19 protein-coding genes, 1 pseudogene and 1 riboswitch are annotated in these 19,692 nt (G+C 60.8%); of the genes and pseudogenes, 11 read left to right on the top strand and 9 right to left on the bottom strand.

The genetic code is table 11. The features are described 5' to 3' along the window. Positions 1 to 16: 16 nt before the first annotated feature. Together AC3I65_RS04165 and AC3I65_RS04160 are read right to left on the bottom strand one after the other, a co-directional pair. On the bottom strand, positions 17 to 1,882 hold the full coding sequence (locus tag AC3I65_RS04165) for a DUF1302 domain-containing protein (RefSeq protein WP_047229432.1): 1,866 nt from the start codon (positions 1,880 to 1,882) through the stop codon (positions 17 to 19). 335 nt (positions 1,883 to 2,217) lie between these two features. Beyond that, complete coding sequence (locus tag AC3I65_RS04160; protein ID WP_076386273.1) at positions 2,218 to 3,900, bottom strand: fatty acid--CoA ligase; 1,683 nt, start codon at positions 3,898 to 3,900, stop codon at positions 2,218 to 2,220. 269 nt (positions 3,901 to 4,169) lie between these two features. Between AC3I65_RS04160 and AC3I65_RS04155 the strand changes: the two genes are divergently transcribed. Further along, positions 4,170 to 5,084 (top strand): glycosyltransferase family 2 protein, encoded by a 915-nt coding sequence (locus AC3I65_RS04155; RefSeq protein WP_076386275.1) that lies wholly within the window; start codon positions 4,170 to 4,172, stop codon positions 5,082 to 5,084. Further along, complete coding sequence (locus AC3I65_RS04150) at positions 5,081 to 5,698, top strand: CatB-related O-acetyltransferase (protein WP_076386277.1); 618 nt, start codon at positions 5,081 to 5,083, stop codon at positions 5,696 to 5,698. The genes AC3I65_RS04155 and AC3I65_RS04150 overlap by 4 nt, the downstream gene beginning before the upstream one ends. A 46-nt stretch (positions 5,699 to 5,744) precedes the next feature. Here the strand turns inward: AC3I65_RS04150 and AC3I65_RS04145 are convergent, their stop codons facing one another. Continuing rightward, positions 5,745 to 6,374 (bottom strand): LysE family translocator, encoded by a 630-nt coding sequence (locus AC3I65_RS04145; protein WP_047229430.1) that lies wholly within the window; start codon positions 6,372 to 6,374, stop codon positions 5,745 to 5,747. A 140-nt stretch (positions 6,375 to 6,514) separates the two neighbouring features. Between AC3I65_RS04145 and AC3I65_RS04140 the strand changes: the two genes are divergently transcribed. The 3 genes from AC3I65_RS04140 (at position 6,515) to AC3I65_RS04130 (ending at position 9,359) form a co-directional block, all read left to right on the top strand. Further along, positions 6,515 to 7,480 (top strand): 2-hydroxyacid dehydrogenase, encoded by a 966-nt coding sequence (locus AC3I65_RS04140; RefSeq protein ID WP_076386281.1) that lies wholly within the window; start codon positions 6,515 to 6,517, stop codon positions 7,478 to 7,480. A 33-nt stretch (positions 7,481 to 7,513) separates the two neighbouring features. After that, on the top strand, positions 7,514 to 8,512 hold the full coding sequence (locus AC3I65_RS04135) for a methyltransferase (protein WP_047229428.1): 999 nt from the start codon (positions 7,514 to 7,516) through the stop codon (positions 8,510 to 8,512). 50 nt (positions 8,513 to 8,562) lie between these two features. Then, a riboswitch (yybP-ykoY riboswitch) is annotated at positions 8,563 to 8,685 on the top strand. An 89-nt stretch (positions 8,686 to 8,774) separates the two neighbouring features. Further along, positions 8,775 to 9,359, top strand: a complete 585-nt coding sequence (locus AC3I65_RS04130; RefSeq protein WP_047229427.1) for a TMEM165/GDT1 family protein — start codon at positions 8,775 to 8,777, stop codon at positions 9,357 to 9,359. A 195-nt stretch (positions 9,360 to 9,554) separates the two neighbouring features. On the opposite strand, the gene AC3I65_RS04125 is transcribed toward AC3I65_RS04130, so the two are convergent. Next, positions 9,555 to 10,370 (bottom strand): M48 family metallopeptidase, encoded by an 816-nt coding sequence (locus AC3I65_RS04125; RefSeq protein WP_047229426.1) that lies wholly within the window; start codon positions 10,368 to 10,370, stop codon positions 9,555 to 9,557. A 217-nt stretch (positions 10,371 to 10,587) separates the two neighbouring features. On the opposite strand from AC3I65_RS04125, the pseudogene AC3I65_RS04120 reads away from it, so the two are divergent. Then, positions 10,588 to 11,868 (top strand): annotated as a pseudogene (locus tag AC3I65_RS04120) (methyl-accepting chemotaxis protein); the annotation flags it as partial. Between the two features lie 15 nt (positions 11,869 to 11,883). Beyond that, a complete protein-coding gene (locus AC3I65_RS04115) occupies positions 11,884 to 12,726 on the top strand; it encodes a methyl-accepting chemotaxis protein (RefSeq protein ID WP_371517060.1) in 843 nt (280 codons plus the stop codon). Positions 12,727 to 12,839: 113 nt separating this feature from the next. On the opposite strand, the gene AC3I65_RS04110 is transcribed toward AC3I65_RS04115, so the two are convergent. The 3 genes from AC3I65_RS04110 to AC3I65_RS04100 are packed head-to-tail and all read right to left on the bottom strand — an operon-like array spanning position 12,840 to position 13,954. Further along, positions 12,840 to 13,463, bottom strand: a complete 624-nt coding sequence (locus AC3I65_RS04110; protein WP_047229424.1) for an SOS response-associated peptidase — start codon at positions 13,461 to 13,463, stop codon at positions 12,840 to 12,842. Positions 13,464 to 13,498: 35 nt separating this feature from the next. Then, entirely contained in the window at positions 13,499 to 13,759 is a 261-nt protein-coding gene (locus tag AC3I65_RS04105; RefSeq protein WP_014340166.1) for a putative signal transducing protein, read from the bottom strand. 12 nt (positions 13,760 to 13,771) lie between these two features. Further along, the gene (locus AC3I65_RS04100) at positions 13,772 to 13,954 is read right to left on the bottom strand and encodes a CPXCG motif-containing cysteine-rich protein (protein ID WP_047229423.1); all 183 of its coding nucleotides are present in this window, start codon (positions 13,952 to 13,954) and stop codon (positions 13,772 to 13,774) included. A 139-nt stretch (positions 13,955 to 14,093) separates the two neighbouring features. Here AC3I65_RS04100 and AC3I65_RS04095 point away from each other — a divergent pair, with 139 nt between their 5' ends. Then, positions 14,094 to 15,260 (top strand): 1-acyl-sn-glycerol-3-phosphate acyltransferase, encoded by a 1,167-nt coding sequence (locus AC3I65_RS04095; RefSeq protein ID WP_047229422.1) that lies wholly within the window; start codon positions 14,094 to 14,096, stop codon positions 15,258 to 15,260. Between the two features lie 99 nt (positions 15,261 to 15,359). On the opposite strand, the gene AC3I65_RS04090 is transcribed toward AC3I65_RS04095, so the two are convergent. Continuing rightward, on the bottom strand, positions 15,360 to 15,641 hold the full coding sequence (locus AC3I65_RS04090) for a hypothetical protein (protein ID WP_047229421.1): 282 nt from the start codon (positions 15,639 to 15,641) through the stop codon (positions 15,360 to 15,362). A 332-nt stretch (positions 15,642 to 15,973) separates the two neighbouring features. Between AC3I65_RS04090 and AC3I65_RS04085 the strand changes: the two genes are divergently transcribed. After that, complete coding sequence (locus AC3I65_RS04085; RefSeq protein ID WP_047229420.1) at positions 15,974 to 16,180, top strand: hypothetical protein; 207 nt, start codon at positions 15,974 to 15,976, stop codon at positions 16,178 to 16,180. A gap of 129 nt (positions 16,181 to 16,309) precedes the next feature. On the opposite strand, the gene AC3I65_RS04080 is transcribed toward AC3I65_RS04085, so the two are convergent. Beyond that, positions 16,310 to 16,894: a YajG family lipoprotein gene (locus AC3I65_RS04080; protein WP_047229419.1), complete on the bottom strand. Its 585-nt coding sequence runs from the start codon at positions 16,892 to 16,894 to the stop codon at positions 16,310 to 16,312. Positions 16,895 to 17,098: 204 nt separating this feature from the next. On the opposite strand from AC3I65_RS04080, the gene AC3I65_RS04075 reads away from it, so the two are divergent. Both AC3I65_RS04075 and mqo read left to right on the top strand, forming a co-directional pair. Beyond that, positions 17,099 to 17,332, top strand: coding sequence for a hypothetical protein (locus AC3I65_RS04075; protein ID WP_047229418.1), 234 nt, complete (start codon positions 17,099 to 17,101; stop codon positions 17,330 to 17,332). Positions 17,333 to 18,069: 737 nt separating this feature from the next. Further along, on the top strand, positions 18,070 to 19,578 hold the full coding sequence (mqo, locus tag AC3I65_RS04070) for a malate dehydrogenase (quinone) (protein ID WP_047229417.1): 1,509 nt from the start codon (positions 18,070 to 18,072) through the stop codon (positions 19,576 to 19,578). Positions 19,579 to 19,692 lie beyond the last annotated feature (114 nt).

The raw sequence follows: 19,692 nt of genomic DNA, 5'->3' as shown, positions 1-19,692 counted from the left end.
TCCTGAAATACTGTGCTTAGAAGGTCACGCCGACGCTGAGCGCCAGGAAATCGCGATCGTCCACGGTGCTGAAGTCGCCACCAAAGAAGTTGGTGTAGGCCAGGCTCGCGTTGTAGGTGTTCTGGTACTCGGCATCCAGTCCGAGGCTGACAGCTTTGCGGCCTTCTTCAAAGTTGGCGCCCGGGCCTGGCGAGTAGCCTTTGACGTCATGGGACCAGGCCACGTTGGGCTTGAGGTTCACACCGGCGAACACGTCCGGGTATTCCCAGATGGCGCGGGCACGGTAGCCCCAGGAAGTGGAGGTGGTGAAGCCGTCGTTGTTGCAGTTGCTGTTCACATCGGCACTGGTCTGGCCACCACCGGCCGCAGTCGAGCCATTGAGCAGGTTACAGAAACCGTTGGGCAGTTCGCCCGGACCAAACACCGGGTCACGGCCGTAACGAGCGTCGGACCTGCTTTCCAGGCCGCCCACGTAGGTCACGCCGACTTCGCCCACCAGGGTCAGACGGCTGGCGCCCATGACCTGATCCAGGAAGTGGGTGAACGTGGTCTGGAACTGAGTGATTTCCTTACGGTTATAGCCATGCAGGTCCTGACCCGGCGAGCCAGGGAGGATCGAAGCATTGCCAAGACCGGGAAGCGGGGTCACACCGGCGAAAAGAATGTCCGTGGTGCTCAGTTGCACCGGGGCGTTCGGACGGTAGCTCAGTTCACCGCTCCACGCCGTACCGGTAGGCAAGGTGGTGGAGAAACTCAAACCGTAGAGACGGATATCTTCAGGGTACTCGATGAAATAGTTCGAGTTACCCGCCACCAGCAGAGGCGACAGCGCGGCGAACGCAGGCGGCAGTCCTGCTGCCAGGTCAAAGACGGACTGTGGAGCACCGGTGGCACTGAAAATCGGCGCACGGCTGTGGTAGTTCATGAAGTAGGCACCAAACTCGGTGTCCAGCGGCTCGAACATGTACTTGAACGACACGCCCCACTGGCCACTGTCACGAGCATCACGATCCGGACCGCGACGCACCAGCACGCCTTCTTCGTTGACGTTGACGCCAAGCGCCTCCGCTGGGCCCAGGGCGGCCGCCGGGAGCGTAGAGCGTTTGTTCAGCACTCGCAGGTTGTCGGTGCAACCATCGGCAACCACGTCCGGCTGCGAGAAGAACGTACCGCAGTTGTCCACCACGGTCTGGTCCCACTCCAACTGGTAGAACGCCTCGGCCGACAGGTTGTCGGTCAGGCTCTGGGACACATAGAACATGTTGACCGGAATCAGGCCTTCCTTGACCTCGGCACCAGGACGACGGAACGCCGACACGTCGACCGGGTTGATCGAGTTGATCCCGCCCTGGATGAAGGTACTTTCACCCCAGCTGACCACCTGTTTACCCAGACGAACCGAACCCGGCTGATCGCCAATGGCGTAGTTGTGGTAGATGAAGGCATCGAGGATCTGCCCGCCGGAAGACTGGGCGCCTTCCTTGCGGTTAGTGTCGCTGATGTCCTTGTACAGGCGATGTTCGTCCTTGAGTTCGAAGTCGTACCAGTACTTGCCGCGCACAAACACGCCGGTATCGCCGTACTTGAGTTCCAGATCGTGGATACCCTTGAAGATCTTCGAAAAGGTTTCCCCGCGCTTGAAGTTCAGGTGACCGTCGTCGGAGGTCTGGGACAGGCCCTTGCCGCCGTTGTTGACGCCGATCAGGTCCCTGTTGGCCTTGGCCGTGGACCAGCTTGCGCCGACCGACAGGGACGAGTCGAACTGGCCCTCGATTTCACCGATGTTGAAACTGACGCCGAATGCTGGCCCGGCGAGCGAAGAGGCGAGACTGACCGCCAGAGGCAGTTTTGCCCGGCGCCAGAACGTGTTTGCTGAGGTCATCGACGCTACTCCATGTGCTTTTATTTTTATGGCAGTCAGTATTTTCCAAGAACACTTTCAACGGCTGGGAATGGCAACGTTCCACCCCGTTCAAAGTCGCATCGCCCGTTTAGTGCGTGCGCCCCGTTCTTGAAAATCCTTAAACGGACTATAGCCAGCAGGTAGTACGGCTTGATCCCTCTAAAGTGTGATTTGCAGCCCGCGACCACTCTGGAACAGTCCTTTCGCCAGGCCGACAGATGTCGGCACGGCAAGGATGGCTGAAATTTTCGGTTTGACAAGGCAAGCGCTTGCTTGGTGGGGCTGCCGTGCCCTTTCGGGCACGGCAAAAACGTTTAAAGCGTCGACAGGAAGGTGCTGTTATTGCTCTGCCATTCGGTGACGTCGATGCGGATACGCTTCTTGTCGAGCTTGCCGACGCTGGTCTTGGGAATTTCCGTAACAAGGGCGATCTGGCTCGGGATCGCCCACTTGCTCAGGTGCCCCAATTCGACGAACGGCTTGAGATGTTCCTTGAGCTCGCGAGCCCCGATCTGATGCCCTTCGCGGATGACCAGCAAGGCAAATGGGCGCTCGCCCCACTGCGGATCGGGAATCCCCACCACTGCTACTTCGCGTACCGCCACGTGACGGCTGATGAGGTCTTCCAGGTCCAGGGACGAGATCCATTCACCGCCAGTCTTGATCACGTCCTTGATGCGGTCGCGAATATCGATCACGCCCATGCTGTCCAGCGTGGCGACATCGCCGGTGTGCAGCCAGCCGCCGGCCCAGAGCTCGGCGCCCTTCTGCGGCTCGTTGAAATAACCCTCGGTGAGCCACGGTGCGCGCAGCACCAGCTCGCCCTGGGTCTCGCCGTCAGCGGGCAGGAAATGCCCCTCGGCGTCGACAATCGCCGCTTCCACCAATGGCCCTGGTACGCCGGCCTTGATCCGGTAGGTGATGCGTTCGTCTTCGCTGCCGGCCATCAATTCGTCGTTGAGGTGGGCGCAGGACACCAGCGGGCCGGTTTCCGACATGCCATAGGCGGCGGTGAGCTGGATGCCCCTGGCCTTGGCCGCTTCATACAGGCTGCGGTTCAGGGCGCTGCCGCCGATGACGATTTTCCAGCCAGCGAAATCGGTGTCCTGGGCGCCCTTGGCATTGAGGACCATTTGCAGAATGGTCGGCACGCAGTGGGAAAAGGTGACTTTCTCCTTGCGCCACAACTGGACCAGGAATTCGGGGTCATAACGGCCGGGGTAGACCTGCTTGAGCCCGAGCATGGTCGCCACGTACGGCAGGCCCCAGGCATGGACATGGAACATCGGCGTAATCGGCATGTACACGTCGTTGGTGCCCAGCAACCGCACACTGTCGATGGCGCCCATGATGGTCGACACGCCCATGGTGTGCAGCACCAGTTGCCGATGGGTGAAATACACGCCCTTGGGGTTGCCGGTGGTGCCGGTAGTATAGAACGTGGTGGCGACCGAGTTTTCGTCGAAGTCCTGGAAATCGTAGGCGGGGCTGGCGGCGGCGAGCAGTTGTTCGTATTCGCCCACCAGGTTCGGCAGGTCGGCGGTTTTTTCAGGCAGGTCGGTCAGCAGGAGGGTTTTTTCTACGGTCGTCAGGTGTCCGGCAATCGCCTGGTACAAACCGACGAACTCGCTGTTGACCAGCACGAAGCGGTCTTCAGCGTGATTCATGGTGTAGAGGATCTGTTCCGGTGACAGGCGCACGTTGATGGTGTGGATCACCGCGCCGATCATCGGGATCGCAAACATGCATTCCAGGTAGCGATGGCTGTCCCAGTCCATCACCGCCACGGTATCACCGGCCTTGACCCCGGCCTCGGTCAGCACATTGGCCAGCCGCGCGACGCGTTCGATCAGGGTCGGATAGCTGTAGCGCAACTGGTCGCGGTAAATGATCTCGCGGGTTTTCTCGTAACGCGCACCGGACATCAGCAGCCGCTTGATCAGCAGCGGGTATTGATAAGCGCCTTCGGCTGGAGGAATAACGCGAGTCTGCAACATAAGAGTCCCTTTTCTGACTGCACGGTCTTGGCTGGAAGTGAGCACTGTAGAGCGCCGGTACGCGGATCAAATCAGCCAAAGGAATGATTTGATCCGCCCGCAAATACTAGCCTTGAGCCACTTAAGCGCACGTTTTGCACGCATTATGTTGGTTAAACCTTGTCAGAGCTGGATCCAGCAGCGAGCATAGGTGTCAACGTTGTTACAAAAGCCTGTAGGGAAGTACTCTCGCAGGCTCACCCGATACCACCCGCCTTTTGCAGAGAACAATGAGCACCGACCTGACTTCTTCCCCGGCCATCGCGCCACAGAGTGAGCCGCTCGTGTCGATCGTGGCCCCTTGCTACAACGCCGAGAAATACCTGGAAGAAGCGATCCACAGCATCTTTGCCCAGGATTATCCGAACGTTGAGGTCATCGTGGTCGATGACGGTTCCACCGACAATAGCCTCGCCATGCTCCGGCAGTTGCAACAGACCTACAACTTCCAGCTGTACTCCCAGGAAAATCAGGGTGTCAGCGCGGCGCTCAATCACGGGCTGAAATACGCCAAGGGCGTTTACATCTCGACCCCGGACCTTGACGACATCATGTTGCCCCACTCGGTCGGGCTCCGTGCCCGATACCTGGACGAGCATCCGCAGGTCGGTTGTGTCGGCGCGCTGATCATCTACATGGACAGCGAAGGCCACACCATCAAGGCGCAACAACGCGACCACATCCAGGTGCATACCTTCGACGACCTTCTACGCAGCGCTGCGGTAATCGGCGCGCCAACAGCGCTGTATCGCATGAGCGCACTTCGCGACGCCGGGTTTTATGATCCGCTGCTGCGGGTCCAGGATTTCCAGATCACTTTGCGGATCGCCCACAAGGGTTATGAAATTCATGAATTGCCGGTTTGTGTGACGCGCTATCGACGCCACCCCAATAACCTGTCGAGAAAGTACCGGTTGATGCTCAAGGCCGACCTGCAGGCTATCGAGCCCTATCGGGCCCACCCCGCCTACGGTGCGGCTCGTACGGTGCTGGTCCACAAAGCGCTGAAGTACGCGGTGGTCGAAGACCGCAAAGAAGCCTGGCGGCTGCTGCGCAGCATCCCGTGGCGCCACCTGAACGCAACCAGCCTGAAACGCTTCAAGCGACTGGTCTTGCGACGCCCGACAGCGAGGGCGCGACCTTGAATTTTTTGAAAAAGCTCAAAGAGCGCAAAGTACGCAAGCATCTCAAGCGCCTGGAGAAACTCGAGAGAGCGCCGGAAAAAATCCGTTTGCGCTATCCGAAATACCAGATTGGGGTGGGCACGTATGGCATTCCCGAAGTCATGGAGTTCGGCGACGACACGATCCTCAAAGTCGGGTCTTATACGTCGATCGCTCAAGGCGTGAAAATCCTGCTGGGTGGCGGGCATCGCACCGACTGGGTCAGCACCTTTCCGTTCCCGCTGATGATCGAACAGGCCCAGGGTATCGCCGGCTGCAACCCGACCAAGGGCGATGTGGTGATTGGCAGCGACTGCTGGATCTGCGCCGAAGCGATGATTCTGTCCGGTGTGACCATTGGTCATGGCGCCGTGGTCGCAGCCGGCGCCGTGGTGACGCGCGATGTCGAGCCATACGCCATCGTCGGCGGCAACCCATGCAGATTCATTCGCTGGCGCTTTGAGGAACCGGTGCGTCAAGCCTTGCTTGAGTCATCCTGGTGGGACTGGCCGATGGAAGAGGTCAAAGCGGTGTCGCCACTGCTGTGCAGTGACAACATCGACGCCTTTCTGGAGTACGTTCGTCAACGCCACTGACCGTCCCCTCCCTGGTGTGGGGACGATCAGAAGTAGGATCAAACGATCAACGCATCTCGGTAAACGCCAATTTGACGCCAATGGCAACGAGTACCGCGCCCATGGTCCGGTCGAACCAGTGGCCCATGCGGGCAAACCCGGCGCGCACGCGCTGCTGGCTGAACAGCATGGCCACCAAACAGAACCACACTGCCGTCGCCGCCGCCAGGTAAACGCCGTAACCGGCCTGGATTGCCAGGGGGGTATGAGGGTTGATGACCACGGTGAACAGCGACAGAAAAAACAGCGTCGCCTTGGGGTTCAGGCCGTTGGTGACGAAGCCCGAGGTGAACGCGCCACGGGCGGTACGTTCGCCGGCCTCTTTGTGCAGGTTGTCCGCCGTCGGCTTGACCGGTTGCGCCCGCAGCGCCTTGAAGCCGATGTATAGCAGGTAGGCGGCAGCGGCCCATTTCAGCGCGTTGAACAGCACGATCGATTGCGACACGATCAGGCCAATGCCCAGCAGCGAATACCCCACATGCAGGAAAATCGCCGTGCCCACGCCCAGCGCAGTCCAGGTTCCGGCGCGGCGACCATGGGTCACGCTCTCGCGCACCACCACGGCAAAATCCGGCCCGGGGCTGGCCACGGCCAACAGGTGGATCAGGGCGACGGTGAGGAATTCGGTGAGGTACATGGGGACTCCTTGGCTAGCTCAATCTCAAGACAAACATCAACTGTGAGTGAGGGGCTGTGTGGGAGCAAAGCTTGCTCCCACACACATCTGATAGGCTCGCCACATTACGCCTTCGATTCCTGCGATAAAAGGTACAGCTGATGACGAACAACGGCCGCGCAGTTTTCCTCGATCACCCGTCCCTGGACCTGGGCGATCTGGACCTGGGACCACTGCGCAACTGCTTCAGTGAACTGCAACTGTTCGCCCGCACGAGCCGGGATGAAGTGAGCGAGCGGCTCAAGGGCGCCACGGTGGCGATCACCAACAAGGTCGTGATCGATGCGACCGCCATGGCCGCCAACCCCGAGCTGAAGCTGATCCTGATCAGCGCCACCGGCACCAATAACGTCGACCTGGACGCCGCGCGCCAACACGGCATCACAGTGTGCAACTGTCAGGGCTACGGCACGCCGTCGGTGGCCCAGCACACGATCATGCTGCTCTTGAATCTGGCGACGCGCCTGGGTGATTACCAAAAAGCAGTCGGCGCAGGTCGGTGGCAGCAGGCTTCGCAGTTTTGCCTGCTGGACTATCCCATTGTCGAACTGGAAGGCAAAACCCTCGGGCTGTTGGGTCATGGTGAACTGGGCAGCGCCGTCGGACGACTGGCCGAGGCCTTTGGCATGCGCGTGCTGTTGGGGCAGATCCCCGGACGCCCTGCCCGCCCCGACCGCTTGCCTCTGGATCAACTGTTGCCGCAGATCGATGCCCTGACCTTGCACTGTCCTCTCAACGAACACACGCGCAACTTCATCGGTGCCCGGCAACTGGCGCAGCTCAAACCCGGCGCCTTTGTGCTCAACACCGCCCGCGGCGGCCTGATCGACGAACAGGCCCTGGCCGATGCCTTGCGCAGCGGCCATTTGGGCGGCGCGGCCACCGATGTGCTGAGCGTGGAGCCACCGACCCAGGGCAATCCGCTGCTGGCCGCCGACATTCCGCGGTTGATCGTCACGCCCCATAACGCCTGGGGCAGCCGCGAGGCGCGGCAACGGATCGTTGGCCAACTGACGGAAAACGCCCAAGGTTTTTTCAGCGGTACAGCGCGGCGAGTCGTCAGTTGATAAACTGCCGCACTTTTTTTCAAGGAGCAGACCATGGATCCGCGCAGTGAAGTACTGCTTCGTCAGGCCGAGTTATTTCAGGGTTCGGTCCTGCTGGCCGGCCTGCCCGCCGACGATCTGCTCGGTCGCTTGCCCCAAGCCCATGGCTGGTGCTGGCACGCCGGTGATCAGGCCGCGCTGGATGCCCGTTTCCCCGAGCGCAGCGACTTTGGCGTGAACGTGCCGGCCCGTGAGTTCGAGACCGCCGTGGTGTTCCTGCCCAAGGCCAAGGACCTGACCGACTACATCCTCAACGCCGTGGCCTCGCGCCTGGCCGGTCGCGAGGTGTATCTGGTGGGGGAAAAGCGCAGCGGCATCGAAGGCGCGTCCAAGCAGCTCAATGCCTTCGGCAAGCCGCGCAAGCTCGACAGCGCGCGCCATTGTCAGCTTTGGCAGGTCACCGTGGCCGACGTCCCCGAGGCCAAGCCTTTGGAAAGCCTGGCCCAGACCTACGAGCTGCCCCTGGCCGAAGGCGCGCTGAAGGTCATCAGCCTGCCGGGGGTGTTCAGCCACGGTCGCCTGGATCGCGGCAGTGCGCTGTTGCTGGAACACCTGGATAAACTGCCCAGCGGCCACCTGCTGGACTTCGGTTGTGGCGCCGGGGTGCTGGGGGCAGTGGTCAAGCGTCGCTATCCGCACAACACCGTCACGCTGCTGGACGTGGATGCGTTCGCCGCCGCCAGCAGCCGCCTGACCCTGGCCGCCAATGGTCTGGAGGCCGAGGTGCTGACCGGCGACGGTATCGACGCCGCGCCCATGGGATTAAGTGCGATTCTGAGCAACCCGCCGTTCCATGTCGGCGTGCACACCGACTATCACGCCACGGAAAATCTGCTGCGAAAAGCAGCGAAACATCTGAAAAACGGCGGCGAACTGCGCTTGGTGGCGAACAGTTTCCTCAAGTATCAGCCGCTGATCGAAGAGCATCTGGGCGTGTGCGCGATCAAGGCCGAAGGCCAGGGTTTTCGCATCTACCGGGCCAAGCGCGGCTGAAGCAAATTTAAGAAACAGCACTTGCCCAATCGGATTTGCCTAGGCAGAATCCGCTCCGTCCTAGGGGAGTAGTCTCCCGCGAGCGCCATGCTCGCCCGGCATACGTCAACATACTTGGTCAGCAGACCATGGCGTATGCGGCCCAAGCGTCCACGCAGATGGTCGCTGGGTTTGACAAGACCTATGACACGCACACCTTACCCGGGGCGGGAAGGCTGTACGTGTCATAGCCGTGTCGACCCGCCCCTCTAGGAATCACCTGATGCTGGACTCTTTCCTCGTACCTACCGCTATCGTTGCGCTGGCCGAAATCGGCGACAAGACGCAACTGCTCGCGCTTATTCTCGCGGCTCGCTTTCGCAAACCCTGGCCTATCATTGCCGGCATCGTTGCCGCGACCTTGGCCAACCATGCGGCAGCCGGCGCGGTGGGAGCCTGGGTCGGTAGTATTTTCTCGGACGCGGTCCTGCACTGGATCCTGGCGGTGAGCTTTGCCGCCACGGCGCTGTGGACGTTGGTGCCGGACAAACTGGACGATGACGAAGCCAGTACGGCCCGCAAGTTCGGGCCTTTCCTGACCACGCTGATCGCGTTCTTCCTGGCGGAAATCGGCGACAAGACCCAGATCGCCACCGTGATGCTCGCCGCGCAGTACCCGGAACTGTGGCTGGTGATCATCGGCACCACCGTGGGCATGCTGATTGCCAACGTGCCGGTGGTCCTGGCGGGCAATTTCGCCGCCGAGAAGCTGCCCCTGACACTGATCCGCCGCCTGGCCGCCTCGGCGTTCTTGGTCCTGGCGATCGTGGCGGTGTACAAGGCGATGCAGAGCAGTGGGTGGGTTTGATCGGGTAGGTGAGTAATACCGCGTTATCGTTCATCGCGAGCAGGCTCGCTCCCACACTGGCTGCGGGTGTTCACAAGAATATCGAACACGGCCAATCTCTTGTGGGAGCGAGCCTGCCCGCGATGAACGATGACGCGGTCTGATTGAAGTCTGCGTCGCCTCTGTCGCGAGCAAGCTTTGCTCCCACAACGATGGTTACTTTCTGGCCTGCTGATACAGCGGCATCACCTTCGGAATCGCCGCCTGCAACGAAGCGATCCGGCTGCTGGAGGACGGGTGGGTGCTCATGAATTCCGGCGGCGCGCCTTCCGAAGCCTTGGCCATCTTGTTCCACAACGTGATCGCGGCATTCGGGTCGTAGCCGGCGCGAGCGGCCAGTTCCAGGCCGATCAGGTCGGCTTCGTTCTCATTGCCGCGACTGTTGGGCAGGGTCATGCCGTAGTTGGCCACGGTATCGGCCAACGCCAGGCTGTCCTGGCCCAGACCGAACAATGCACCGGCGCCCTGCTTGGCCATTTCGATGCCGTAGGCCTTGGACATCGCTTCGCGGCCGTGCTCGCGCAAGGCGTGAGCGATTTCGTGGCCGATGATCGCGGCGATTTCATCGTCAGTGAGCTTGAGCTTGTTGATCAAGCCGGTATAGAAAATGATTTTGCCGCCGGGGCCGCAACTGGCGTTGAGCTCATCGCTCTTGATCAGGTTCACTTCCCAGTTCCATTGCGCCGAATCCGGGCGGAACACAGGTGCCTGAGCGATCAGCCGACTGGAGATGGCCTGGACGCGCTTGGCATCGCTACTCGTCTTGTCCAATACACCCTTGGCGCTCGCTTCGCCCATGGTCTTTTGGTAGGACTGGGCATACATCTGATTGACCTGGTCGGTGGACAGCATGCTGAACATGTATTGCTTGCGCTCCACGCCCACGGCTCCGCCGCTGGTAGTGTTGACCGACTGGCAACCGGCAAGCAGCAAGCCCACACTCAGTGCACTCACCATCAATATCTTGTTCATGTAAGAAGCTCCCTGGAAACGTGGGCGTATCCTAGGCGCTGATTTGTATCGGCGCCAGATACATAGCGTGGGATTACAGTTTTTTCAGACAGACCCTACTCCAGTCCATTTACGACACCCACAAAGCCAAAACAGTCATCCGACGAACAGCGCCTCATGCTGGGCCAAAGAATCGCCGATACAGGCTTCAGACGTCATTCCCGCGTCCGGAGCCTTTATGAAATTCAAATCGATCCAGTTTTCCGTGGCCGCTCTGGCCGGCGCCATCATCCTCAGTGTGGTCGGTGCCCTGGTGCTGTACGCGCTGTTTGCCGGCGCCCGCACCCAGGACATGGTGCAACAGCGGACCAAGGCGCAGTTCGAGCATCTGATCGAACAACGCCTCGACGCGCTCGCCCGCACCCAGGCCAGCCTGATCCAGCGAGAACTGGAGGCACCGCTGTTGCTTGCCCGGGGCCTGGCGACCACCAATGCCTTGATGGGCATGAACGGCCCGGACGGCAACGCACAACTGAAGGTGCCCCGCGAGCAGATGATCAGCCTGCTGCGCGAAACCGTGGTGCGCAACCCGAAGATTCTCGGCGCCTACATCGCCTGGGAACCGAACGCCATTGACCACGACGACGCCAATTACGTGAACAGCCCGGTGCTGGGCATGGAAACCGACGGGCGCTTCCTGCCGTGGTGGTTTCGCAACCAGGACGGCACCCTGGGCCTGGAAAAGCTCGCCGATGTGACGGACCAGAAACTGCTGTCCACCGGTATTCGCGCCAGTGAGTACTACCTGTGCTCCCGGGACAGCAAGAAAGCCTGCGTGATCGACCCGGCGCCTTATCGCGTTGGCAACACCATGACCATGCTCGCCTCGTTCATCGAGCCGATCATGGTCGATGGCAAGTTCCAGGGCATCGTCGGCGCCGACCTGTCGGTGAACTTCATCCAGGACATGCTCGTCGCTGCCGACCGTGACCTGTATGAGGGCGCCGGGGAAATGGCGTTGCTCTCCAGCAACAACCGCTTGGTGGCCTTCACGAAGGACCCGTCCAAACTGGGAGAAAAGGCCAGCGACCTGCTGGACGCCAATGAACTGGACAACCTGTCCAAGCTCAGCGTCGGCCAGGTACGTTACGACGTCGATGAAGCCCATGGGCACATCGAGGTGTACATGCCGTTCGGCATCGGTGAAACCCAAGCCCGTTGGACGCTGATGCTGCAACTGCCACTGGATGCGGTGATGGCCGAACTGCAAGCGTTGCAAAAAGACCTGGATGCGCAACGCCAGACCGACATCTTCGGCATGGCCATGGTGGGCCTGGTGATTGCCGGCATCGGCCTGCTGGTGATCTGGCTGGTGGCCCACGGCATCGCCCGTCCCCTCAAGCAAATGGTGGCGATGCTCGATGACATCGCCCAGGGCGAAGGCGACCTGACCCGTCGCCTGGTGAGCGACCGCGCGGATGAACTGGGTGCGATCGCCAAGGGCTTCAATACCTTCCTGAGCAAGTTGCAAGGGATGATCACCCAGGTCGTCACCTCGGTGCAGAGCGTCAGCGATTCCTCGGAGCACACTGCCGACATCGCCATCCGCACCAACCAGGGCGTGCACAAGCAAATGGTGGAGATCGATCAGGTCGCCACCGCCGTGCACGAGATGACCGCCACCGCCCAGGACGTGGCCCGCAACGCGACCCAGGCCGCCCAAGCCGCTGGTCACGCAGACCAGGCTGCCAGCCAGGGCATGCAGATCGTGCGGGACACTTCCACCTCCATCGGCGCCCTGGCCGTGGAAATCGGCAAGGCCGTGGGCGTGGTGCAGGCTCTGGCCAAGGACAGCGAGAACATCAACGCGATTCTCACCGCCATCCGCGGGATCGCCGAACAGACCAACCTGCTGGCTCTCAACGCGGCCATCGAAGCGGCTCGCGCCGGTGAACAAGGGCGTGGATTTGCGGTGGTGGCCGATGAGGTGCGCAACCTGGCGCAGAAAACGCAGCAGGCCACTGAAGAAATCCAGACGATGATCCAACAGTTGCAACAAGGCACCCGGGATGTGGTGCGGGTGATGGAAGACAGCCAGCACCGCACCGATGAAAGCGTGCAACACGCAGCGAAAGCGGCCCAGGCCCTGGAGACCATCACCCAGGCGGTGTCGGTGATCAACGACATGAACACCCAGATCGCCAGCGCCGCCGAGGAACAAAGCGCGGTGGCCGATGACATCAACCGTAACGTGATCAACATCGGGCAAGTGGCAAATGAAGTGGCGGGCGGCGCGGACGAATCCAGCGCGGCCAGTGCGGATCTGACCAAACTGGCGGAGCAGCAACGGCGGTTGATCAATCAGTTCAAGGTTTGATCCTCGGGCCCCATCGCGAGCAGGCTCGCTCCCACAAAGGGTTGGTGGCGAACACTATCTCTAATGTGGGAGCGAGCCTGCTCGCGATGGGGCCAGCACAGGCGCCTCAACACTCAAGCCGGAGTCAGGCACTCCGGCCCGTTGAGCTTCGGATCATTGACCATGTTGGCCAGTACCCGCTCGCGCAGTGCCGCCGGTTCACTGGCCAGCAAGCCTTGCAATACATGCAAGGGCGTCTCGGGATCGAGCCACAGACGCTGGCCCTCTTCATCCAGGATCAACGGCCGACGCTGCCCTGCCGCCGGCTGGGTGATGACTGCGGTGCTCAGCCACACCTGTTCCTGCACGGGATAGGCTTCCCAGATCGCGGCGAAAAACAACGAAGAGCCCTCACCCGGCGTCAACCAGTAAGGGCGTTTGCGCGTGCCACCGCGCCATTCATAGAAGCCGTTGGCCGGTAGCAGGCAACGGCGCAGGCGCAGAGCCTCACGAAACATCGGCTGCTCGGCCACGGTTTCGGCACGGGCGTGGGCCGGGGTACGGGACAGGTCGGTCAGCCAGGGCGGCGTGAGGCCCCAGCGGGCCCGGGCCAGTTCGCGCTGCCCCTCAGCGCCGGCGCGCAGCATCAGCACCGAATCGTTGGGCGAAATATTCCACTGGGCCTTCTGGTCGGCAGGGAAGCCGGGCAAGGCCGCAAAGGCGGGGTTCCAGCGAAACAGGGCATAACGTCCACACATGGGGCAACACGACTCTTGATCAAACGGTCGCCAGCCTAACAGACCAATGTGCCGGGGTAACTGTCCGGCTCATCGCCGGGCAATGGCAGCGCGGCATTGTAGGCGGCGATCAGCTCCCGGGCGTATTGCGCCTGGTCGTCCTCCACCGCCAGTCCCAGCAGGCCATACATCGGCAACTCGCCGGCGCCGCCCACCAGGTCACGGCCCACCAGGTGGGCGGTGATGCCTTCGCTGGCGAGCATGCCCTGGAGCAGTTCGCCTTCCATCAGGTTTTCCAGCTCGTAGATTCGCTGCATGGACGTCCCCCATCATTCGTTTTCACTGAAGACTTCCAGATGCCACTCTTCATCGTGGACCTGCAGGACAAATGTTATCGGTCGGCAACAGACCTGACAGTCCTCGATATAGGTCTGATCACCGCCGGACAGGTCCACCAGCGTTTCCACTTCCTCACCACAATACGGACATTCATACGGAGCGGTTTCCAGCATCGCGGTCTCCCAGGTGACTTGTGCGTATAATCGCCGGTCTATTTGCAGGGCTATTTTTGTCTGGCGGATCTTCCAGGCCGTGCCCTGTCGGTTTTTCGATCGAACCTTTACTTACCCTAGCCGTTTCCTACAAGAGAGCATGATGGGCGAATTCGATGCCATCCGACCTTACGACGACAGCGAAGTCCCAGCGGTGCTGGCACGGCTGCTCGGCGACAAGGCGTTTCTAGATATCCTCACCCACTTCCGCTTCCCACGCCTGGCCGGGGCTTTCGGCTGGATGCTCAAGCCTCTTATAGCGCAAAGGTTGCGTCGTGAGTTCGCCGGCGTGACATCGGTCGCCACTTTGCAGGACAAAGTGGAGTTCTATGTCGACCACACGATCGAGCGTGCCACCGATGGCGTGACCTACACCGGGGTGGAGCAATTCAAATCCGGTAGCGCGTACCTGTTCATCGCCAACCACCGCGACATCGTGATGGACCCGGCCTTCGTCAACTACGCCGTGTACCACGCCGGCTTGCCGACGCCACGCATCGCCATCGGCGACAACCTGCTGCAGAAGCCCTTTGTCAGCGATCTGATGCGTCTGAACAAAAGCTTCATCGTGCACCGCTCCATCACCGGACGGCGGGAAAAAATGGCCGCGTACCAGTTGCTCTCGGCCTATATCAATCACTCGATCCGCAACGACTGCGCCTCGATCTGGATTGCCCAGGCCGAGGGTCGGGCCAAGGACGGTGACGACCGCACCGAATCGGCGATCCTCAAGATGTTCCACATGAGCCGCAAGGACGAACCCTTCGGCGAGGTCATCCAGTCGCTGAACCTCACGCCGGTGTCCATCAGCTACGAATACGACCCGTGCGACCAGGCCAAGGCCCGCGAGCTGTACATCCGCGCCACCACCGGCACCTACACCAAGGCACCGGGCGAAGACGACGTGAGCATCGCCAAGGGCATTACCGGCTACAAGGGGCGGGTCCACGTGAACTTCGCCGCGCCGATCACCGAGCTGTTCGAGGACACCAAGCAACTGGCCCAGGAAATGGACCGGCAGATTCTCGGCGGCTACCGCCTGTTCCCGGTGCATTACCTGGCTTACGCCCAATGGGCCGACGCCGACCCGCAGTTGCAGGTTCCGACAGCGGCCGAGGTGTTTGGCGCCGATGAACTGGCCAAGGCCCAGGAAGAATGGCAGCGCCGGCTGGACGCTTGCCCGCCGGAGCACCGCCCATTCCTGGTGCTGCAATACGCGACACCGGTGCGTAATCAGTATCGGGTCAAGGCGGGATTGGCGCTTTAAGCGACGCCTGTCAAAAAGATCGCAGCCTTCGCCAGCGCCTACATGAATCGATTGTTCATCTTGTAGGCGCTGGCGAAGGCTGCGATCTTTTTTTATCCATCAGAACTGTGTGCTGACCCACGACACCAGCAGTGCCAGGCCCAGGCAGGCAAAGCCGAAACGGTAGAAAAACCGGTTCATGCGCTGGGTCGCCAGGTCCAGCAAGGCTTCGAATCGCTCGTCGCCGTCGCTCTTGCGCGCCTCAAGGCAGGCCCGCGCCCGTTGTTCGCGGCGGCGCGTGGCATGCAGCACCCAACCGCCCGGGCAGGCAAACAACAATGCGAGCAGGTTGATCAGTTTGGCGGGGTGAGCAGCGAACAACGAAAACAAATGCAGCGACATCACAAACCTCAAGCAATAAACGGACAGGACGCGCCCGGGACCTACGAACGGCGTGAATTCTACCGAAAGCGCCCTCGCCTACTGCACTTTTTCCGACCAATAACGATCAGTTGGGGCGATGGCGCGCAGACTTTGTGGCGAGGGGATTTATCCCCGCTCGAGTGCGCAGCGCTCGCAAACGCTTAAGCAAGGCAGACGTCCCAGGGGCCGCTTCGCGACCCAGCGGGGATAAATCCCCTCGCCACAGGTTCAATCCGGCTAATTCCAGGCGTCACGGTTTCGTCATCTGAATAGGCCACCCTGTCGCCCTTCAAACCTGCCCGGAACCCACCATGCTCCACGCCGAAAACCAGGATCGTCTCTATCTCATCAGCCCGAGCGACGAACAACAGAACCTCGTCGGCAGCCTGTCCTTCAACGTACAGGATCGGCATTGGCTGGTGTATTGCGCCCTTGGCGGCCATCAACACGCCGACCTTCCGGAGACCGATCTGCTGACTGGGATCAGCGTGCTGGAGCTGTATTCCCAGGCTGCATGAAGGTTTCTTGCTTGCAAAAAAACTGTGGGAGCGAGCCTGCTCGCGATAGCGGAGTGTCAGTCACCTCAATGTTGACTGATCCGCCATCGCGAGCAGGCTCGCTCCCACAGGGGTTACGGAACGTCCTACTTACTCAGCCAGCACCTGACCAATGGTCGGGTCCTTGAACAGGCGTGTCAGGGCGTCGCTCAACACGTCGCTGACCAGCTTGGTGTTGGTGTCCTGGTTAGGCGCCATGCCGAAGCGCTGGTCCAGCGAGGCACCGTAACGACCGCTGTAACGACGATTGGCGTTCTGCACCTCGGAGCGGAAGGTCGCACCGATGGTGGCTTCGGTCACATACATGCCTTCCTTGGGCGACTGGTACTTCAACTCGGCCAGGGTGACGGTCAGTTGCGGTGCATTCATCGCGTTGGCGGTAGGGGTGAAGCCCAGCAAACGTACCGCCGCTTCGGCCTGGGCCTGCAGCTTGGGCAAAATCTGCGCGCCCTGCACCGTGATCACACTGGTTTCCGGGTACAGCCCGCCGCGGGTGCCGAGGGTCGGCGACGGACGACCGTCCACCACCCGTACCACCACCGGCTGGCCGCGACCCACGGGCGCCAGCTGGGCATTGAGCTTGGGCTCCGGGTTAAGTTGTTGCGGGCTGTGGGCGCAGCCGACGAGGGCCAGACTGGTCACAGCGATCAAACCGAACAACAGGCGTTGCAACATGCTCTTCTCTCCAGATCGGGCACAAACAGGCCCGCAGTATAGCGGTGCGCCATGGCGGTGAACTAGCGCTGCACGATGAATACTCAAATGTCTGACACCCCATGGGAAAACCGGTTCGTGTCATGCCATTGTCATGATCCTTACACCGGCATGTCATGGCCTCCTGTCAGCCTTGGCACAAGCTCCCCGACACGGTGTCCGACCATGCGTTTTCTCATTTCCCTGTTCACCCCGCGCCCACAGCACCGCTGCTTCGCCCTGCTGGACCGCAACGGCCGTTGCCAGGCATTCAAGCAATGCAACCTGCAGCCCATGGGTGAAGGTTGGGTGGAAATCGAAGAGATTCGCTTGAACTGGCTGCACCAGCCATTGCCCGCCAGCGCCCGCGTGCAAACCCTTGGCGCTCGCCCACGCAACCGTCAACTGTTGGCCGTCTGACCGGATGGCTAATAAAAGTCATTAAACACGACCATTTCCCTGCGTTTCTTCGATACAATCTGCCCCCGATTATAAGGACGTCTCCTGATCGGGCCTCGCAACACCGCTAATGCGCTTGTATTGGCACCCCGCACCGCCCACAGAGAGCCGCCCACACAGATCGAGTGAAGCTGGCGCGCTTGCTGTTCTTCAAGCAAATCACCACTTTTCGCGAATCTGCAGAGCTGTCATTACGCTCGGTCACTGAGCTGTCTGCCCGTTTTGCCTGTCATGTATTACATGGGGGCAAACCAAACCGGGCGCGGTGCCAGGCTGGGACAGCCCTTTTTTGAGGTTCACGTCTTCAAAAGAGCGTGAAAAAACGGGTTTTCACAACTTCACGAGAGTGTGGCGAGCAAATGAATAGTTTTGCGTCTGAACAAGCACCATTAGCGTCTGAAACAGCCCAACGACACAGGACCGCCTATCGTTCAAGAACCGGCGCCTGAAGCCTGTCCGCTACGGATTTGGTTGCACGAACGGATGTCTCGGCCATAAGTCGAATTGCCTGCCCGGCGCTTAAATGAGTTCATGGGACTCTGAGGCCAGGCTGCATGCATCCGCAGTAGTTGCGAAAAATTGCGAAGATTCGGACATGGCGATCCTGGCCATGGATACCTGGGGCGCAACTGACCTGCCCCGCCACTCCTGGCCGCCATGCCGACAATTTGGTGCTGCAGATTTTGGAGACGCGTTAAATGGCGCATAACGAAGCAGTCGATGTAGTTCTGGTAGGAGCCGGCATCATGAGTGCCACCCTGGCCGTGCTGCTCAAGGAACTCGACCCCGCGATCTCGCTGGAAGTCGTCGAGTTGATGGATTCCGGTGCCGCGGAGAGTTCCAACCCGTGGAACAACGCCGGCACCGGCCACGCCGGGCTGTGTGAGCTGAACTACACGCCCCAGGCGGCCGATGGCAGTGTCGACATCAAGAAAGCCGTGCACATCAACACCCAGTTCGAGGTGTCGAAGCAGTTCTGGACGTACCTGACCAAAAAAGGCACGTTCGGCTCATCCAAATCCTTCATTGCCCCCGTCCCGCACCTGAGCTTCGTGCAGGGTGAAAAAGGCGTGTCGTTCCTGAAAAAGCGCTTTGAACTGATGCGCCAGCATCACGCCTTCGCTGACATGGAATATACCGAGGACAAGGCCGTGATGGCCGAGTGGATGCCGCTGATGATGCCGGGCCGGCCAGCTGACGAAGTCATCGCCGCCACCCGCGTCATGAACGGCACCGACGTCAACTTCGGCGCCCTGACCAACCAGTTGCTCAAGCACCTGACCAGCGCCCCGGACACCCAGGTCAAGTATTGCAAGCGCGTCACCGGCCTCAAGCGCAACGGCGCGGGCTGGACCGTCAGCATCAAGGACGTCAATTCCGGCAGCAGCCGTGACGTCGATGCCAAGTTTGTCTTCCTGGGCGCCGGTGGTGCGGCATTGCCGCTGCTGCAAGCGTCGGGCATCGAAGAAAGCAAAGGCTTCGGTGGCTTCCCGGTCAGCGGCCAGTGGCTGCGTTGCGACAACCCGGAAGTGGTCAAGCATCACCAGGCCAAGGTCTACAGCCAGGCCGCCGTGGGCTCGCCACCGATGTCCGTGCCGCACCTGGACACCCGCGTGGTCGATGGCAAGAAATCCCTGCTGTTCGGGCCATACGCCGGTTTCACCACCAAGTTCCTCAAGCATGGTTCGCTGATGGACCTGCCACTGTCGGTACGTGCCGGCAACATCGGCCCGATGCTGGCCGTGGCCCGGGACAACATGGACCTGACCAAGTACCTGATCAGCGAAGTGATGCAGTCCATGGAGCAGCGCCTGGAATCCCTGCGTCGCTTCTATCCCGAGGCGAAAGCCGAGGACTGGCGCCTGGAAGTGGCCGGCCAACGGGTTCAGATCATCAAGAAGGACCCGAAGAAAGGCGGTGTCCTGCAGTTCGGCACCGAACTGGTAGCGGCCAAGGACGGCACCCTCGCCGCCTTGCTCGGCGCCTCGCCCGGTGCTTCAGTGACCGTCTCGATCATGCTGGACCTGATCGAGCGCTGCTTCCCGGACAAAGCCAAGGGAGAATGGGCGAGCAAACTCGCTGAGATCTTCCCGGCGCGGGAAAAGGTGCTGGAAACCGACGCAGCGCTGTATCGCAAGGTCAATGCGCAGAACAACGTCGCCCTGGAACTGGTTGAAGAAAGCAGCGAGACACCCAGCTTCGCTTGATTCTGCCGGATAAAAAAACGCCCCGTTCTTTCTGAGAGCGGGGCGTTTTTTTATGGGAGAAGCTGTCATGGCGAGGGGGCTTGCTCCCGCCGGCCTGCGAAGCAGGCCGCCAAG

It is taken from the genome of Pseudomonas sp. N-1-13 (assembly GCF_057787095.1).
Note: the sequence above shows the minus strand (reverse complement) of the source record. Positions and strands in the feature narration are given on the sequence as shown.

What these genes read in the sequence shown, in the direction of transcription:
- AC3I65_RS04165 (WP_047229432.1), bottom strand. Translation starts at nt 1,882, where the DNA reads ATGACCTCAGCAAACACGTTCTGGCGCCGGGCAAAACTGCCTCTGGCG.
- AC3I65_RS04160 (WP_076386273.1), bottom strand. Translation starts at nt 3,900, where the DNA reads ATGTTGCAGACTCGCGTTATTCCTCCAGCCGAAGGCGCTTATCAATAC.
- AC3I65_RS04155 (WP_076386275.1), top strand. Translation starts at nt 4,170, where the DNA reads ATGAGCACCGACCTGACTTCTTCCCCGGCCATCGCGCCACAGAGTGAG.
- AC3I65_RS04145 (WP_047229430.1), bottom strand. Translation starts at nt 6,374, where the DNA reads ATGTACCTCACCGAATTCCTCACCGTCGCCCTGATCCACCTGTTGGCC.
- AC3I65_RS04140 (WP_076386281.1), top strand. Translation starts at nt 6,515, where the DNA reads ATGACGAACAACGGCCGCGCAGTTTTCCTCGATCACCCGTCCCTGGAC.
- AC3I65_RS04135 (WP_047229428.1), top strand. Translation starts at nt 7,514, where the DNA reads ATGGATCCGCGCAGTGAAGTACTGCTTCGTCAGGCCGAGTTATTTCAG.
- AC3I65_RS04130 (WP_047229427.1), top strand. Translation starts at nt 8,775, where the DNA reads ATGCTGGACTCTTTCCTCGTACCTACCGCTATCGTTGCGCTGGCCGAA.
- AC3I65_RS04125 (WP_047229426.1), bottom strand. Translation starts at nt 10,370, where the DNA reads ATGAACAAGATATTGATGGTGAGTGCACTGAGTGTGGGCTTGCTGCTT.
- AC3I65_RS04115 (WP_371517060.1), top strand. Translation starts at nt 11,884, where the DNA reads ATGATCACCCAGGTCGTCACCTCGGTGCAGAGCGTCAGCGATTCCTCG.
- AC3I65_RS04110 (WP_047229424.1), bottom strand. Translation starts at nt 13,463, where the DNA reads ATGTGTGGACGTTATGCCCTGTTTCGCTGGAACCCCGCCTTTGCGGCC.
- AC3I65_RS04105 (WP_014340166.1), bottom strand. Translation starts at nt 13,759, where the DNA reads ATGCAGCGAATCTACGAGCTGGAAAACCTGATGGAAGGCGAACTGCTC.
- AC3I65_RS04100 (WP_047229423.1), bottom strand. Translation starts at nt 13,954, where the DNA reads ATGCTGGAAACCGCTCCGTATGAATGTCCGTATTGTGGTGAGGAAGTG.
- AC3I65_RS04095 (WP_047229422.1), top strand. Translation starts at nt 14,094, where the DNA reads ATGATGGGCGAATTCGATGCCATCCGACCTTACGACGACAGCGAAGTC.
- AC3I65_RS04090 (WP_047229421.1), bottom strand. Translation starts at nt 15,641, where the DNA reads ATGTCGCTGCATTTGTTTTCGTTGTTCGCTGCTCACCCCGCCAAACTG.
- AC3I65_RS04085 (WP_047229420.1), top strand. Translation starts at nt 15,974, where the DNA reads ATGCTCCACGCCGAAAACCAGGATCGTCTCTATCTCATCAGCCCGAGC.
- AC3I65_RS04080 (WP_047229419.1), bottom strand. Translation starts at nt 16,894, where the DNA reads ATGTTGCAACGCCTGTTGTTCGGTTTGATCGCTGTGACCAGTCTGGCC.
- AC3I65_RS04075 (WP_047229418.1), top strand. Translation starts at nt 17,099, where the DNA reads ATGCGTTTTCTCATTTCCCTGTTCACCCCGCGCCCACAGCACCGCTGC.
- mqo (WP_047229417.1), top strand. Translation starts at nt 18,070, where the DNA reads ATGGCGCATAACGAAGCAGTCGATGTAGTTCTGGTAGGAGCCGGCATC.